The 16,926-nt window shown below is 72.1% G+C and carries 12 protein-coding genes; all 12 read left to right on the plus strand.

Features of this window, described 5'->3' with window-relative positions:
• Positions 1–4: 4 nt before the first annotated feature.
• Genes ACZ7L4_RS04350 through ACZ7L4_RS04405 form a run of 12 tightly spaced genes read left to right on the plus strand, consistent with a single transcriptional unit; the run spans position 5 to position 16,925 of the window.
• Positions 5–1,252, plus strand: coding sequence for a glycosyltransferase family 4 protein (locus tag ACZ7L4_RS04350; protein ID WP_472099554.1), 1,248 nt, complete (start codon positions 5–7; stop codon positions 1,250–1,252).
• Positions 1,249–2,613, plus strand: coding sequence for a Wzz/FepE/Etk N-terminal domain-containing protein (locus ACZ7L4_RS04355; RefSeq protein ID WP_472099555.1), 1,365 nt, complete (start codon positions 1,249–1,251; stop codon positions 2,611–2,613). The genes ACZ7L4_RS04350 and ACZ7L4_RS04355 overlap by 4 nt, the downstream gene beginning before the upstream one ends.
• Positions 2,610–4,130 (plus strand): Wzz/FepE/Etk N-terminal domain-containing protein, encoded by a 1,521-nt coding sequence (locus ACZ7L4_RS04360; RefSeq protein ID WP_472099556.1) that lies wholly within the window; start codon positions 2,610–2,612, stop codon positions 4,128–4,130. Before ACZ7L4_RS04355 ends, ACZ7L4_RS04360 begins: the two co-directional genes overlap by 4 nt.
• 4 nt (positions 4,131–4,134) lie before the next feature.
• On the plus strand, positions 4,135–6,063 hold the full coding sequence (asnB, locus tag ACZ7L4_RS04365; protein WP_472099557.1) for an asparagine synthase (glutamine-hydrolyzing): 1,929 nt from the start codon (positions 4,135–4,137) through the stop codon (positions 6,061–6,063).
• A 19-nt stretch (positions 6,064–6,082) separates the two neighbouring features.
• The gene (locus ACZ7L4_RS04370) at positions 6,083–8,254 is read left to right on the plus strand and encodes a bi-domain-containing oxidoreductase (protein ID WP_472099558.1); all 2,172 of its coding nucleotides are present in this window, start codon (positions 6,083–6,085) and stop codon (positions 8,252–8,254) included.
• Positions 8,251–10,188, plus strand: a complete 1,938-nt coding sequence (locus ACZ7L4_RS04375) for a heparinase II/III family protein (RefSeq protein WP_472099559.1) — start codon at positions 8,251–8,253, stop codon at positions 10,186–10,188. Before ACZ7L4_RS04370 ends, ACZ7L4_RS04375 begins: the two co-directional genes overlap by 4 nt.
• A 14-nt stretch (positions 10,189–10,202) precedes the next feature.
• Positions 10,203–11,738: a right-handed parallel beta-helix repeat-containing protein gene (locus ACZ7L4_RS04380; protein ID WP_472099560.1), complete on the plus strand. Its 1,536-nt coding sequence runs from the start codon at positions 10,203–10,205 to the stop codon at positions 11,736–11,738.
• 1 nt (position 11,739) lies between these two features.
• On the plus strand, positions 11,740–12,975 hold the full coding sequence (locus ACZ7L4_RS04385; RefSeq protein ID WP_472100390.1) for an O-antigen ligase domain-containing protein: 1,236 nt from the start codon (positions 11,740–11,742) through the stop codon (positions 12,973–12,975).
• Positions 12,976–12,977: 2 nt separating this feature from the next.
• Positions 12,978–14,213 carry a glycosyltransferase family 4 protein gene (locus tag ACZ7L4_RS04390; protein ID WP_472099562.1) on the plus strand — a complete coding sequence of 412 codons (1,236 nt, stop codon included), beginning with the start codon at positions 12,978–12,980 and terminating at the stop codon, positions 14,211–14,213.
• Positions 14,210–15,460 (plus strand): class I SAM-dependent methyltransferase, encoded by a 1,251-nt coding sequence (locus tag ACZ7L4_RS04395; protein WP_472099564.1) that lies wholly within the window; start codon positions 14,210–14,212, stop codon positions 15,458–15,460. Before ACZ7L4_RS04390 ends, ACZ7L4_RS04395 begins: the two co-directional genes overlap by 4 nt.
• The gene (locus ACZ7L4_RS04400; protein ID WP_472099566.1) at positions 15,457–16,251 is read left to right on the plus strand and encodes a glycosyltransferase family protein; all 795 of its coding nucleotides are present in this window, start codon (positions 15,457–15,459) and stop codon (positions 16,249–16,251) included. The genes ACZ7L4_RS04395 and ACZ7L4_RS04400 overlap by 4 nt, the downstream gene beginning before the upstream one ends.
• The gene (locus ACZ7L4_RS04405) at positions 16,248–16,925 is read left to right on the plus strand and encodes a PIG-L deacetylase family protein (RefSeq protein ID WP_472099568.1); all 678 of its coding nucleotides are present in this window, start codon (positions 16,248–16,250) and stop codon (positions 16,923–16,925) included. The genes ACZ7L4_RS04400 and ACZ7L4_RS04405 overlap by 4 nt, the downstream gene beginning before the upstream one ends.
• Position 16,926 lies beyond the last annotated feature (1 nt).

Here is a 16,926-nt window from a genome sequence, read left to right on the forward strand (position 1 = left end):
CGCAATGAACGAAGAAACAACCAGCGGGGGCGGGCCGAACCGGCGCGCGCTGATCCTGGTGGAGAACCTGTCGGTCCCCTTCGACCGGCGGGTGTGGCAGGAGTGCACGACGCTGCGCGACGCGGGCTGGACCGTGCACGTCATCTGCCCGCAGGGCACGAAGCGGGACACGGAAGCCGAGACGGTCATCGACGGGGTGCACATCCACCGCTACCCGCTGACCGCCGCCACCGGGGGACCGGCCGGCTATCTGCGGGAGTACGGCTCCGCGCTGTGGCACACCGCGCGGCTCGCCCGCAAGGTGGGACCGGTGCACGTCGTGCACGCCTGCAACCCGCCGGACCTGCTGTTCCTGGCGGCGCGGTGGCTGCGCCGGCGCGGCGCGCGGTTCGTCTTCGACCAGCACGACCTGGTGCCCGAGCTGTACCTGTCGCGCTTCGGCCGCGGCAAGGATCTGCTCTACCGCGGTGTATGCGCGCTCGAACGCAGCACCTACCGGGCCGCGGACGTCGTGCTCGCCACGAACGAGAGCTACCGGGACGTCGCGCTCGACCGCGGCGGAAAGCGCCCGGAGGACGTGTTCGTGGTCCGCAGTGCGCCCCAGATCGAGCGGTTCCAACCGGTGCCGCCCGAGCCGGAGTTGAAGCGCGGCAAGCCCCATCTGCTGTGCTACCTCGGCGTGATGGGGCCGCAGGACGGCGTCGACTACGCCCTGCGGGCGCTGGCCAAGCTGCGCGACGAGCTCGGGCGGACCGACTGGCACGCCGTGTTCGTCGGCTCGGGCGACGCCTTCGACGCGATGGTGGAGCTGTCCCGTGAACTCGGGCTCGCCGACCAGGTGGAGTTCACCGGACGCATACCGGACGCCGACCTCGTGCGCTACCTGTCCACCGCGGACGTCTGCCTCTCGCCCGACCCGCGCAACCCGCTCAACGACGTGTCGACGATGAACAAGGTCCTCGAGTACATGGCCATGGGCCGCCCCATCGTCTCGTTCGATCTGAGAGAGGCGCGCGTCTCCGCAGGTGACGCGGCTGTCTACGCGCGTGCCAACGACGAGGCGGAATTCGCGGGTCTCGTCGCGCGGTTGCTGGACGATCCGGAGCAGCGGGCCCGGATGGGCAAGCTCGGGCAGGAGCGCATCGGCGGACCGCTGTCCTGGCGGAACTCGCAGGAGTCGCTGCTCGCCGCCTACGCCGCCGCGGTGGCGGGGCGCGGCCCCGCCCAGGCAAGGAGGAGGCGGGGTCGTTGAGCGAGGACACGATCCGCCTGGTCACGATCGGCCGGATTCTCCGCAGAAGGTGGCGGCTGCTCGCCGTCCTCACCGTGGTCGGCGCGCTCGTCGGCTACGGCGTCTCCGTGGTGTTCCCGCCGCGCTACACGGCATCGGCATCGGTGCTGCTGCCGGGCCAGTGGGAGGAGCGCGAGCTGCTCACCCAGGTGGACATCGCGACGAGTTCCTCGGTGGTCGACCGGGCCGCGGCCAAGCTCGACTGGGCCGGTGTCAACGGCAGTGACCTGCACGGCCGCGTGACCGCCAAGGCCGCCGACGGCAACATCATCGCCATCTCGGGCACCGCCGAGAGCCCGAAGCGCGCCCAGCAGCTCACCGACCGGGTGGCCCAGCAGTTCGTCGCGTTCTCCGCGCGGATCGCGGGCGGCGCGACCGACGCCGACGCGGCCGCGGGACCCGAGGCGCTGCGCAAGAAGGTGCAGGAGACCAACCGCCGGATCACCGAACTGGCCCGCGGGGCCGACCCGGGCCGGACGGTCGAGGGTGTGCAGGCCCGTACGGCGCTGGAGAACCTGCGCAACTCGCTGGAGGCGGCCATGAAGAAGCTGGAGGAGGCCGACCCGGCGACGAACAAGGCGAGCATGGTCGTCATGGGCCCCGCGGCCCGGCCGACCGGCCAGTCGCCGCCGACGCGGGTCCAACTCATCGTCGCCGGGGCGCTGTTGTTCTTCCTGTTCTCGGTCATCGGTCACCTGACCGCCGCCCGGATCAACCGCAGGCTGCGCACCGAGCAGGAGATCGCCTCCGCGCTCGGCTCGACGCTCCTCGGCGCCGTCGACGTGCCCGGGGAACAGCGCGCGCAGCGGACCCAGGGCGGCCCGCGCGCCGCCCTGCGCCGCCTGCTCGGCACCGACACCCGGTGGGACGTCCCCACCCCGCAGCGCTCCGGCGACGAGGCCGCGCGGCGCACCCGCTACCGGCGGGTGTGCGGCCGCATCCGGGCCCAACTGCCCGCGCCCCGGCGCCTGCTGGTCGTCGTCCCGGACGGCGACGAGCTCGCCCTGCGGGCCGCGGGCCAGCTCGTCGCCGAGGCCAAGGGCGACCCGGTGCTGCGCGTGGTCGTGGTGCCGGTGGACCGGCCGATCGTGCCGGACCGGGGCACCGAGGCCGGCGCCGTCGTCGTCCTCAGCGCAGGCAGCTGGACCGCGGAGGAGCTCACCGGCGTCGCCGAGGCCTGCGCGGACGCCAGGCACGAGATCGTCGGCATCGTCGTGGCGGGACCGGTCAGGGTCCGCCCCGCCGGCCCGGCCGAGGAGCCGCCCGACCATGCCACTCCCGCGCTCGCGGTGCGCGGCCACGCGACGGGAGGCTCGGCGTGACGACGAACAGGACTTCGGAGTCGGCGGCGGGCACCCCGCTGCTCGACCTGCACGCGCTGGTGGTCGCGGTGCGCAGGCGCCGCCGCCTGTGGGGCGCCCTGGCGCTGCTCGGGCTCGTGATCGGCGCGGCGGTGGCGATCCTGCTGCCGCCCCCGCCGAGCGCGGTGACCAAGGTGCTGGTCGCGCACCAGGAGGACCAGCCGAACGACACGGGAACACTGATCCGCACCGACATCGAGGTGCTGGGCACCACCCGCATCGCCAAGGACGCCCTGCAGACCCTCAAGTCCCAGGAGAGCACCGAGGACTTCATGCGGGACTACCGGGGCACCGGGCTGACCAACAACGTGCTGCAGATCGACGTGTCGGCCGACAGCGAAGCGCTGGCGGTCGACCGGGCCAAGGCGCTCGCCGACGCGTTCGTCGCCGATCACGTGCGGCGGATGCGGGCGGCGGCCACGGCCGAGTCCCAGGCCCTGCTCGACCAGCGCGACCGCATGCGCGACGAGCTGGCCCGGGTCAACAAGGAGATCGGCGACCGGGCACCGGACGACAACGCCGACGAGTCGGCCGCCGGCACCGAGACGCTCTTCGCCCGCCGCGCCGAACTCAACTCGCGGATCGCCGACTTCGACCAGCGCGCCGCCGAGGCACGCACCGGCACACCCAAGGTCGTCGCCGGTACGCAGATCGTGGACGCCCCGCGCGCGGTGCAGCACTCGCTGCCCAAGACGACGGCGACCAACGCCGCGATCGGCCTGGTTCTCGGTCTCGTCCTCGGGCTCGCCCTGTCCGCGGTCGGCGCCGTGGTCGCGGACCGCCCCGTGCTGCGCCGGGACATCTCGGCGAACCTGGGCGCCTCCGTCATCGCGGAGCTGCCCCGGCGCGCCGGGCCCTGGCGGCGCAAGGGCACCCGGGCGACCCGCGAACGGCTCACCGCGACCCTCGCCCGCACCGTGCACGGCTCCGCGGAACCGCTGTCGCTCCTCGAGCTGGGCTGCGCGCGCACCACGAGCGCGATCGCCCTGGACCTCGCGGGGACGCTGACGGCGGAGGGCCCCGTGGTCGTCGTCGACGGACTGCCGGGGCCGGAGCTCGCCGACCACCGCCCGCAGCCGGGCGGACCCACGGTCGTCGGCGCCGAGCACGCCGCGGCCGTCTCGCCCCAGGACCGCCGCATCGGCGTCGGCTCCGTGGCGCCCGGCACGGCGTGGACCGACCTCCAGCACCTCGGCACCCAGACGGTGCTCGTCGTACGGGCCGGGCACGGCAGCGCCGCATGGCTGCACACGGTGGCGCGACAGCTCGCCGAGCAGCGCATCCCCGTGCTCGGCGTGGTGCTGATCGACCCGGACCCCAGGGACAGGACCGACGGCACGCTCTGGGACGGGCTGCACACCGCCCTGCGCGGCAGGGGCGACCGGCCGGCCCGGCACAACGGGTCGGGCCCGCGGCGCACGGAGCGCAAGCCCGCATGGGCGGCCCGGGGCGCGGACAACGACCAGGAGGCTCGGTAAGTACATGTGTGGCATCGCAGGCACCTACCGGTGGCCGGACGGGAAGGTCGTGACCGACCGGCTCACCGACACCCTCGCCCACCGCGGTCCCGACGGGTCCGGCCGCTACGGCCACCCCGCCGGTGACGGCGAGGTCCAGCTCGGGCACCGCCGTCTGTCCATCATCGACCTGTCCGAGACCGGCGCCCAGCCGATGGTCTCGGACGGCCTCGCCCTGACCTACAACGGCGAGCTGTACAACGCGCCCGAACTCCGTGCCGAACTGGAGGGTGCCGGGGCCCGCTTCCGCGGCACCTCCGACACCGAGGTGCTCCTGGAGGCCTGGCGGCGCTGGGGCACCGACTGCCTGCCCCGCCTGCGCGGCATGTTCGCGTTCGGGATCTTCGACGAGCGCACCGGTGAACTGGTGCTCGCGCGCGACCAGTTGGGCATCAAGCCGCTCTTCCTGCTGCGGCGGGGCGGCGGCCTGGTGTTCGCCTCCGAGCTCAAGGCGCTCGCGGCCGTGACGGCCCTGCGCCCCGACCCGACAGCGCTGGTGGCCTCCCTGCTGTACTACTGGGTGCCCGACTCGCGGTGCGCGTACCAGGAGGCGGAGAAGCTCCAGCCGGGCAGCTGGATGAGATTCCGGCCCGACGGCCGGGTGGAGAGCGGCCGGTACTGGAACCTCAAGGACGTCGCCAGTGAGGGCCGCGATCGGGCCCGGGCCGGCGAACAGCCGGACCTGGCCGCCATTGTCGAGGAGTCGACCAAACGACACCTGATGTCCGACGTGCCCGTGGCGACCTTCCTCTCCGGTGGCCTCGACTCCAGCTATCTGACCGCGCTCGCGGCCCGCCACCAGCCGGGGATCTCCGCCTACACGATCGGATTCCGCGCCGAGGACGCCAAGTTCGAGGCGATGCCCGACGACCTGCGCTACGCACGGCAGGTCGCCCGGCGGTTCGGCGTCGACCTGCACGAGATCGAGATCGCGCCCAACGTCCTCGACCTGCTGCCGCAGATGACGTACTCGCTGGACGAGCCGATCGGCGACCCCGCCGCGATCAACACGTACCTGATTTGCCAGGCCGCCCGCGAGGCCGGCGTCAAGGTGATGCTCTCGGGGATGGGCGCCGACGAACTGTTCGCCGGCTACCGCAAACACCTCGCCAACCTGATCGCGCTGCGCTACCAGCGGGTGCCCCGGCCGCTGCGGCGCGGCGTGTCCGCGGCCGTGGACCGGTTGCCGGTCGCCACGTCGAAGCGCGGACTGCGCTCGGTGCGCTTCGCCAAGCGGTTCCTGTCCTTCGCCGACCTGCCGGAGGAGACCGCGTTCCGGCGCAGCTACACCATGTACGACCAGCAGGAGCTGCTCGCCCTGCTCGACCCGGATCTGGCGGGCACGGTCGACGACGTACTGACCGAGCACGCGGACGTGTACGAGGACAACGACCTCGACGACTTCGTCAACCGCATGTGCCTCGGCGACGCCCGGATGTTCCTGCCGGGTCTCAACCTGACGTACACGGACCGCTCCAGCATGGCCGCCTCCACCGAGGTGCGCGTGCCCTACGTCGACGTGGAGGTCGTCAAGGCGGCGTTCGCCTTCCCGGGCGACCGCAAGATCGTCGGCCGGCAGGGCAAGGCGGTCCTCAAGGAGGCCGCCACCTCGATCCTGCCCCGGGAGATCGTCTACCGGCCCAAGGGCCTGTTCAGCGCCCCGCTGCGGGCCTGGATGAGCCGGGACCTGGCACCCCTGGTGCGCGAGGTGATCAACGACGGCGAGCTGGTCCGCTCCGGGTTCCTGCGCCGCGACGCGCTGCGGCGGCTCGCGGCGGAGGACGCCGCCGGGCAGAGCGACCACTCCAAGCATCTGTGGCACGTACTGACTCTCGAGTACTGGTATCGCGACGCGACCTCTGGGTCCGGACAGAGCACTCGGCCAACGGCATAGGAATTTCAGGGGAGTTCGCGTGAAGCAAGTTGTTCAGAACTACAAGAGCGGCGAGTTGGCCGTGCTCGATGTACCGGTGCCGGGCTGCAAGCCGGGCGGGGTGCTGGTCCGCACCGCCTACTCGCTGATCTCCACGGGCACCGAGATGATGAAGGTGTCCGAGGCCGGCATGTCGATGATCGGCAAGGCCCGCTCGCGCCCCGACCAGGTGGCCAAGGTCATGCAGTCCGTGGCCACCAACGGGGTGCCCGCCACCTACCGCAAGGTGATGGGCAAGCTCGATTCCTACACGCCGCTCGGCTACTCCCTGTGCGGGATCGTCGAGCAGGTCGGCGCCGGGATCGACGACGTCAAGGTCGGCGACCTGGTGGCCTGCGCGGGCAATGAGCACGCGCTGCACGCCGAGCTCAACTGGGTGCCCAAGAACCTCTACGCCCCGCTGCCGGAAGGACTCGCGCCCCGGCACGCCGCCTTCGGCACCGTCGGCTCGATCGCCCTGCAAGGTGTGCGCCAGGGCGAGCCGCAGCTCGGCGAGTCGGCCCTCGTCATCGGCCTCGGCCTGATCGGGCAGCTCGTGGTGCAGCTCCTCGCCGCCGCGGGCGTCCGCGTCGTCGGCGTCGACCCCGACCCGGAGCGCTGCGCACTCGCCGAGCGCCAGGGCGCCGAGGCCTGCGGCGACCCGGAGTCCGCCGCCGTCACCGCGGCCGTCGCCGAACTCACCGACGGCCACGGCGTCGACCAGGTGTATCTGGCGGCCGGCGGCTCCAGCAACGGACCCGTCGAGCTGGCCGCCAAGCTGTGCCGGGACCGCGGCCGCGTCGTCGACATCGGCAAGTGCCGCCTCGACCTGCCCTGGAACGCGTACTACGAGAAGGAGCTGGACGTCCGCTTCTCCCGCTCCTACGGTCCGGGCCGCTACGACCCGTCGTACGAGCTGGAGGGCCGGGACTACCCGATCGGCTACGTCCGCTGGACCGAGCGCCGCAACCTCGCCTGCTTCCTTGACCTCGTCGCGCGCGGTCGCGTCGACGTGGAGCCGCTGATCACCCATGTCGCCGACTTCGACGACGCCGTCGAGACGTATCAGCGCCTCAAGGACGGCGAACTCAAGGCCGTCACCGCGCTGTTCCGCTACCCGGAGCAGACCGTGGAGGCCCCGGCGCCCGAGGTCGCCGTGCCTGCGGTGCCGGTGCGGCCGGGCCAGGTACGGGCCGCGAAGACGCCGGTGCGCCTCGCGTTCGTCGGCGCCGGCAACTACGCGACGTCGATGCTGCTGCCGCACCTGACCGGGCGCGAGGGCGTCGAGCTGGCGACCGTCGTCACCACGACGGCGCTGTCCGCGGCCAACGCGCAGCGCAAGTTCGGCTTCGCCCAGGCCACCACCGACCTGGACGCCGTGCTCGGCGACAAGTCCATCGACGCGGTGTTCGTCGTCACCCGGCACAGCTCGCACGCCGACCTGACCCGGCAGGCGCTCCTCGCGGGCAAGACCGTGTTCGTGGAGAAGCCCCTCGCGCTCAGCGAAGAGGAGCTGGCGAGCGTCCTCGCGACGGTGGAGGAGTCCGGCAACGACCGCCTCCAGGTCGGCTTCAACCGCCGCTTCGCCCCGCTGCTGCGCGAGGCCAAGCAGCGCTTCGGCGCCCGCAACGGCCCGGCGCACCTGCGCTACCTGGTCAACGCGGGCCGGCTCGACCACGGCAGCTGGTACCTCCAGCAGGGCACCGAAGGCTCCCGGTTCGCCGGCGAGGGCGGCCACTTCATCGACACGGCGAGCTGGCTGCTCGACGCCGACCCGGTGTCCGTGCACGCGACCGCCACGCCGGGCAACGAGGACCTCCAGGTCGTCCTCCGCTACCCGGACGGGTCCACCGCCACCATCGCCTACGTCACCACAGGACCCGCGGCCTTCCCGAAGGAGACCCTCGACCTGGTTGCGGACGGCAGGGCGCTGCGCCTCGACGACTTCGTCCGCGCCTCGGTCTACGGGCCCAAGCGCTGGGTCAGCTCGCGGCTCCCCAAGGCCCGCGACAAGGGCCAGAACGCCGAACTGGCCTCCTTCATCAAGGCCGTGCGGACCGGTGGCCCCATGCCCGTACCGCTGGAGTCGCTCGTCGCCACCACGGCTGCCACCCTCGCCGTGCAGACCGGCCTGGCCGGCGGCGCGCCCGTCACGTTGGCGGGGCCGCGATGACCATGAGTGCGGGCTGGTACCTGCGGCGCCTGTCCCGGATGGGGCCGCAGGAGGTCGCGGGCCGGGTGGGCGACACGGTGCGCAGGCGCCGCTGGCGCTCCGCGCGGCCCATGTCCCCGCGGGTCACCGGCGCCCGATTCACGTCGGTGCTGCCCGCCGAGGCGCTCGCCGCGGTGCCGCAGGACGCCGTGAAACGCCTCGTCGCGGAGGCCGACCGGCTGATGTACGGGCACGCCGAGTTCTTCGGCGTGGTCCGCGACGACCTGGTCGATCCGGACTGGTGGTACGACCCGAAGACCGGCCGCCGCGCGCCGTTCGGCTACGCGTTCGGCGTGCCGTACCGGGACGAGGAGACGGTCGGCGACATCAAGCAGATCTGGGAGCCGTCGAGGCACCAGTACCTCACCCGGCTCGCCGCGGCCTACGCGGTCACCGGGGACGAGCGCTACGCCGAGCGCGTGGCCGAGCACCTGCGCTCGTGGTGGGCGGCCAACCCGCCGCTGCGCGGCGTCCACTGGATCAGCGGCATCGAGCTGGGCATCCGGCTGCTGTCCTGGGTGTGGATCCGCCGGCTGCTCGACGGCTGGGCGGGCGTGTACGACCTGTTCGAGGACAACCCGGCGGCCGTGAACCAGATCTGGCACCACCAGCGCTGGCTCGCCGCCTTCCCGAGCCGGGGCTCCTCGGCGAACAACCATGTCATCGCCGAGGCCGCCGGGCAGTTCGCGGCGTCCTGCGCGTTCGACTGGTTCCCGTCGTCGCAGCGCTGGCGCACGGACGCCCTCACCTCGCTGGAGCGGCACCTGCGGAGCAACACCTTCCTGTCCGGGCTCAACCGCGAGCTGGCCACCGAGTACCACGGCCTCGTCCTGGAGCTGGGCCTGGCGGCGGTCGCCGAGGCGGACGCGGCCGGGGTGGCGCTGCCCGCGACCGTACGGGTCGTGCTGCTGCGGATGACCGACGCGCTCGCGGCCGTCGTCGACAACCGGCTGCGGCCGCCGCGCCAGGGCGACGCGGACGACGGCCACGGACTGGTCCTGGACGGCCCGGGCACCGACCGCTGGGGCTCGCTGCTCGCCACCGGGGAGGCCGTGTTCGGCCGGCTCGACTGGTGGCCGGAGGTGACCGGCACGGATGTGCGCACCCCGCTCCTCGCCGCGCTGATCAAGCCCGCGGGGCTCAAGGTGCGGCGCCCGGCAGGCCGGGCCGCGCACTTCGCGGACGCGGGCCTCACCATCCTGCGCGGCACCGGGACATCGGGCGAGATCTGGTGCCGCTGCGACGGCGGACCGCACGGCTTCCTGTCCATCGCCGCACACGCCCACGCGGACGCGCTGTCCGCGGAGGTGCGCCACGACGGGGTCGACATCCTGGCCGATCCGGGAACGTACTGCTACCACGGCCAGCCCGAGTGGCGGCGCTACTTCCGCTCGACCCTCGGCCACAACACGCTGGAGCTGGACGGGGCCGACCAGTCCGAGTCCGGCGGACCGTTCCTGTGGACCCGGCACGCGCGCACCCGCGTGCTCGAGTTCGGCCCGGACCGCTGGCGCGCCGAACACGACGGCTACCGGCCCTCCACGCACCGCCGCCGGGTCGAACTCGACGCACCTTCGCAGGAGTTGAGGATCACCGACACGGTGAGCGGGCCGCGCCGCGACGTCCGCCTGGCGTTCCACCTCGGGCCGCAGGTCACCGCGGACCTTTCGGGCGAGCGGGCCCTGCTGACCTGGACGCGCGACGGCGAGGACCGCTCCGCCGAGCTCGACCTGCCCGCGGGGCTGTCCTGGCGGGCGCACCGCGGCGAGAGCGAGCCCCCGCTGGGCTGGTACTCCGCCGGATTCGGACGCAAGGAACCCGCCACGACGCTGATCGGCAGCGGACACGCCGACGGCGCGGGGGAGTTCACCACCGTGCTCAGGTTCCTGGGCTAGGGGGGAGGGGAGACGTGGGTATCAAGTGGCGGCACTGGGCGTGGCCGGCGGCATCGCTGACGCTGGTCGTGCTCGCGGCGACGGGCTGTACGAGCACGTCGGACGGCGGAGCCAAGGCGTCCGCCTCGCCGTCGAGGCAGGGCGCCCGGACGGCCGTGGCCCGCGTCTGCGACAAGCCCTCGGTCGGCCCCGAGAAGGCACCCAAGGGCGCGGTCACCGTCGACCCCAAGAAGGTCAACGACCTGACGGAGAAGACCAAGAGTCACCCCGCTGGCACCACGTTCTGGCTGCGCCCCGGCAAGCACCGGCTCGAATCGGCGCGCTACGCCCAGGTCATCCCCAAGAAGGGCAACCGCTACCTCGGCGCGCCCGGCGCGGTGCTCGACGGCCGCAAGGTCAACCAGTACGCCTTCGGCGGCCACGCCCGTGACGTCGTCATCCGGTATCTGACGGTGGAGCGCTTCGTCCCGCCGCAGAACGAGGGCGTCGTCAACCACGGTTCGGCCGACGGCTGGGCCATCGAGTACTCGACGATCCAGCGCAACGCGGGCGCCGGGATGATGACCGGCGCCCGCCAGAAGATCCGCTCCAACTGCCTGCGCGACAACGGCCAGTACGGCGTCAACGGCTACAAGGACGGCGACACGGCCCGCGGCCTGGTGATCGAGGACAACGAGGTCGTCGGCAACAACACCGACGACTGGGAGAAGAAGCAGCCCGGCTGCGGCTGCACCGGCGGCATGAAGTTCTGGGCCGTCAACGGCGCCGACATCCGCGGCAACTGGGTGCACGACAACCGCGGCGTCGGGATCTGGGCCGACAACAACAACAACGACTTCCGCATCGAGAAGAACCTGATCGAGGCCAACGACGGCGCCGCCCTGATGTACGAGACCAGCTACAACGCGGTCATCCGCGACAACACCATGCGGCGCAACAACTGGGTCAGCGGCGGCAAACCGGCCGAGCGCGGCGACAGCTTCCCGTACGGGACCATCTACGTCTCCGAGGCGGGCGGTGAACCACGGGTCAAGGCCCGCACCGACAAGCTCGAGATCTACCGGAACCTGATGGAGAACAACTGGAACGGGATCACCCTCTGGGAGAACTCCAACCGGTTCTGCAACAGCCCGGCCAACACCTCGACCGGCGAGTGCACGCTGCTGGTCGAGGACGTCAAGCGCTGCGCGCGCCCCGCGATAGCCAAGGCGCCGCTCTACGACGACTGCCGGTGGAAGACCCAGCGCGTCGACATCCACGACAACCGCTTCGTCCTCGACACCTCCGTCGTCAAGTGCACGGACAAGTGCGGCCGCATGGGGATCCTCTCCGTCTACGGCACCTATCCGAAGTGGTCGCCCTACCAGGGCACGCGGGTCGCCGAGGCGATCACCCGCAAGCAGGACAATCGCTGGCACGACAACACCTACCGCGGTCCGTGGACCTTCGTCGTCGAGGACATGAGCAAGGTCGTCGACCGCGAGGACTGGCAGGACGCGCCGTACAAGCAGGACGCCGGCAGCACCTTCCACCGGAAGGCCGGTGGCTGACATGGAGGAACACGGCAGGCTCGCCCCGCCGAAGGCCGTCGGCATCGTCTGGCTGCTGCTCGGCATCAACACGATGGGCTCCGCCGGCGCGAAGACCATCTTCCCGCTGCCGCGCTCCGTCATCCAGCTGGTCACCATGGGCTCGCTCGGCGTCGCCTTCGCCCTGGCGCTCGCGCTCAACCCGCGGCTGCGGATCCGGCCCAGCGCCTTCGTCTTCCTGCTGACGCTGCTGCTCGTTCCCAGCCTGATCTCCAGCCTGGGGGTCGGCCCCGGCGGACTGTTCCGCTGCGCCCGCCTCGCGCTCTTCATCGGCACCCTGTGGCTGCTGAGCTGCTGGTGGGACGGGAGCCTGACCTTCGTCCGCTACCACATCCGGATGTACTTCGGGATCCTGGTGACGGTGGTCGCGGGCCTGGCCATCTCCCCGGGCGCCGCCATGCCCGAGCTGTACGGCGGGCGGCTCGTCGGCGCGCTGTGGCCGCTCACCCCGCCGCAGATCGGCCAGTACACGGCCGTGATCATCGGTCTTACCGTGCTGCTCCTGGTCGGCCGCCGCATCGACCGGACGAGCGCGGTGGTGGTCATCGTCCCGTGCCTCGTGCTGCTCGCCCTCACCCACACCCGCACGGCCACGGTCGGACTCCTCGCCGGGCTCGCCCTGGCGATCTGCTCCCTGCTGCTGACCAGCGCCGCCGCCCGCCGCTTCTTCGGATGGTCGGTGCTGGTGGTGACGGTGGCCGGGGTGGGCTTCGCCTCCGCCGTCCAGGCGTGGTTCCTGCGCGGCCAGAACAAGGAGTACTTCACCAGCCTCACCGGCCGGGCCAAGGTCTGGGACGCGCTGCTCGCGGCGCCCCGGAGCACCGCCGAGCAGTTCCTCGGCACCGGCCTGGGCGACAAGTCGTTCGGCGGCCTGCCGATCGACAACAGCTGGCTGGCCGTCTACAACGAACAGGGCCTGATCGGGGTCGCCCTCGTCGCGTCCGTCCTCCTCGTCCTCGGCGGCGTCGCCCTGCTGCGGCCGCCGTCGCTGCAGCGGGCCTGCGCGATCTTCCTGATCAGCTACGTCGTGCTCTCGTCGTACACCGAGGCGGGCCTGGGCGACGCCTCGCCGTATCTGCTGCATCTGGCCCTGGCCGCCTCGCTCCTGGCGACGCCCGCCGAGGCCGCACCGTTCCCGGCGCCTTCGGTGCCCCGACGCCGTATCCCGCGCTGGGCCCGGGAACGGGAGGTGAGCTGACCATGCACATTCTCGTGGTGCACAACCACTACTCCTCGGGACAGCCGAGCGGCGAGAACCGGGTCGTCGCCGAGGAGGTCGCGCTGCTGCGCGCGGCGGGCCACCGCGTCGAGATGTTCGAGCGGCGCAGCGACGACATCGCCGACCGCTCGCTGCTCGGCAAGGTCGCGGTGCCGCTGCTCGTGCCCTGGAACCCGGCGGTCCGCAAGGAGTTGACCGCCCGGCTCCTGGCCGACCGCCCCGACGTGGTGCACGTCCACAACGTCTTCCCGCTGCTGTCGCCCTCGGTCCTGGCCGCCTGCGCGGACGCCGGGGTGCCCGTCGTCACCACGCTGCACAACTACTACCAGGTGTGTCCGCCGGGCACGCTGCAGCGGGACGGCCGGCTGTGCACCGAGTGCGTCGGCAGGAGGCTGCCGCTGCCCGCCGTACGGCACGGCTGCTACCGGGGCTCCCGGCTCGCGACGGTGCCGATGGCGGTCAACCTGACGGTCAACCGGCGCCGTTGGTGGTCGGGCGTCGAGCGGTTCTTCTGCATCTCCGGCGCCCAGCGCGACGTCCTGGTGCGCTCGGGTCTTCCGGCCGAACTGCTCACGGTGAAGCACAACTTCGTGCCCGACCCGGGGATCGGCCGCGAGGGCGACGGCGAGCAGCTGCTGTTCCTCGGCCGGCTCGCGGAGGCCAAGGGCGTCCGTGTGCTGATGGCCGCCTGGGACATGATCGCCGCGGAGGGCGGGGTGGGAGTCCCGCTGGTGTTCGCCGGCTCGGGCCCGCTGGAGTCGGAGGTGCGCTCCTGGGCACAGGGTCGGGACGACGTGCGCTGCGCCGGCCTGTTGGATCCGGACGAGGTTCGCAAGGCCGTCGCCCGGTCGGTCGCCGTGGTGGCGCCCTCGCTGGCCCCGGAGACGTTCGGCCTGGTGGTCGCGGAGGCGATGGCGGCCGGGGTCCCGGCCGTCGCCTCCGGGCACGGCGCCTTCGTCGAACTCGTCGAGGACGGGGAGACCGGGCTGCTGCACCGCCCGGGCGAGCGCACCTCGCTGGCGTCCTGTCTGCGCCGGATCACGGCCGATCCGGCCGCCAACCGGGACATGGGCCGCGCGGCCCGCCGCCGCTACGAGCAGGGCTTCAGCCCGGCCGTCGGGCTCGCGCGCCTGGAAGAGGAGTACCGCTCCGCGATCGCGGGCCGGTCGGAACAAGGCACCACATGGGGGACGGAATCAATGGGGGGCAATAAATGACACAGTGCCGACTCTGTGGCTCGGCGACGCTGGCGAGCGTCGTCGATCTGGGGGCGACACCGCCGTGCGAGAGCTTCCTCGCCGCGGACCAGCTGGACGCGCCGGAGCCCGCGTTCCCGCTGCACCTGAGGGTGTGCACCGACTGCTGGCTGGCGCAGATCCCGCCGCTGATCACGCCCGAGGACACGTTCAAGGAGTACGCGTACTTCTCGTCGTTCTCGACGTCCTGGGTGGAGCACGCGCGCACCTACGTCGCCGATGCCGTCGAGCGCGCCGAACTGGGCCCCGACGCCTTCGTGGTCGAGGTCGCGAGCAACGACGGCTATCTGCTGAAGCACGTGGTGGACCGGGGGATCCGCTGCCTGGGCATCGAGCCGTCGGTCAACGTCGGCGCCGCGGCGCGCGAGGCGGGCGTGCCCACGCTCACCGCGTTCCTCTCGCCCGAGACCGGAACCGCCGTCCGCGCCGAGCACGGCCCGGCGAACCTGGTCGCCGCGAACAACGTGTACGCGCACATCCCCGACGTGGTCGGCTTCACCCAGGGGCTGCGCGCCCTGGTCGCGGACGACGGCTGGGTCTCCATCGAGGTGCAGCACCTGCTGACCCTGATCGAGGAGAACCAGTACGACACGATCTACCACGAGCACTTCCAGTACTACACGGTCGCCTCCGCGATCCGCGCGCTCGCCAGCGGCGGACTCGCCCTCGTGGACGTCGAGCTGCTGCCCACCCACGGCGGCTCGATCCGGCTGTGGGCTCGGCCCGCCGAGGTGGCGGGGGAGCCCTCGCAGCGCGTCGCCGACGTGCTGGCGCGGGAGAAGGCGGCAGGACTCCAGGAGCTGTCCGGGTACACGGAGTTCTCCGCCCGGGTCGCCAAGGTCCGCCGCGACCTCCTCACGTTCCTGATCACGGCGGCCGAGCAGGGCAAGACGGTCGTCGGCTACGGCGCGCCCGGCAAGGGCAACACCCTGCTCAACCACTGCGGCATCCGCCCCGACCTGCTCGCGTACACGGTCGACCGCAACCCCTACAAGCACGGCCGGTACACCCCGGGCACCCGCATCCCGATCCTGCCGCCCGAGCGGATCGCCGAGGACAAGCCGGACTACGTCCTGATCCTGCCGTGGAACCTGCGGACCGAGCTGACCGAACAGCTGGCGTTCGTGCACGAGTGGGGCGGCCGCCTCGTCTTTCCCATCCCGGAACTGAGTGTTGTCGAACCCAGCGCTGTCGAGGTGACGTCATGAAGGTCGTTCTGTTCTGCGGCGGCTACGGGATGCGGATGCGCAGCGGCGCCGCGGACGACGTGCCCAAGCCCATGGCGATGGTCGGCCCCCGCCCGCTGATCTGGCACGTCATGCGCTACTACGCGCACTACGGGCACAAGGAGTTCATCCTGTGCCTCGGCTACGGCGCGCACCACATCAAGGACTTCTTCCTCAACTACGAGGAGACGACGTCGAACGATTTCGTACTCCGCAACGGCCGCGCTGAACTGTTGTCCAATGACATAGCCGACTGGACGATCACGTTCGCGCAGACCGGCATCGAGTCCCCGATCGGCGAGCGCCTGCGCCGGGTGCGCCACCACCTCGACGGCGACGAGATGTTCCTCGCCAACTACGCCGACGTGCTCACCGACGCGCCGCTCGACGAGATGGTCGACCGGTTCGCGCAGCGCGACGCGGGCGCGTCGATGATGGTGGTGCCGCCGCAGTCCTCGTTCCACTGCGTGGACCTCGGCGAGGACGGCCTGGTCGGCGGCATCACCGCGGTCAGCGACATGCCGCTGTGGGAGAACGGCGGCTACTTCGTGCTCCGCCAGGAGGTCTTCGACCACATACCCGAGAACGGGGACCTGGTCGCCGACGGCTGCGCCCAACTGGCCAAGCAGGGACGCCTCGTGGCCCACCAGCACCGCGGCTTCTGGAAGCCCACCGACACCGTCAAGGAACGCGCCGCGCTCGACGCCGGCTACGCACGCGGTGACCGCCCGTGGGCCGTGTGGGAGCGGGACAGTGCGGGGGTGGGCGCGTGATCCGGCTCGCGGCCGGTCGCCCCGACCGGATCGTCGCCGTGGGCGCGCACTGCGACGACATCGCCATCGGCGCGGGCGGCACGCTGCTCACGCTGTGCCGGGCCCGGCCGGGCCTTCGCGTGGACGCGCTGGTCCTGACCGGCGGCGGCACCGAGCGCGAACAGGAGGAGCGGGCCGCGCTCGCCGCCTTCTGCCCGGGCGCCGACCTGCGCCTGACCGTGCACAAGCTGCCCGACGGACGGCTGCCCGCGCACTGGGAGGAGGCCAAGTCCGCCGTCGAGGAACTGCGTTTGCAGGGTGACCCGGACCTCGTCCTCGCCCCGCGCGCCGACGACGCGCACCAGGACCACCGCGGCCTCGCCCAGCTGATGCCGACCGCCTTCCGCGACCACCTCGTGCTCGGCTACGAGATCGTCAAGTGGGACGGCGACCTCGGCCGGATGTCCGCGTACCAGCCGCTGGCACCGGAGACCGCCGAGGACAAGGTGCGGCTGCTGCAGGAGCACTACGCCTCGCAGCGCCACCGCCCCTGGTACGACCGCGAGGCCTTCCTCGGCCTCGCCCGGATCCGCGGCATCGAATGCCACGAGCGCTACGCAGAGGCGTTCGCCGTCACCAAACTCACGCTCGACCTGGGCGCCCGCACCTCGGGCGCTCCCACTCTGGGGGATTGAA

It is taken from the genome of Streptomyces sp. NPDC107575, assembly GCF_055657265.1.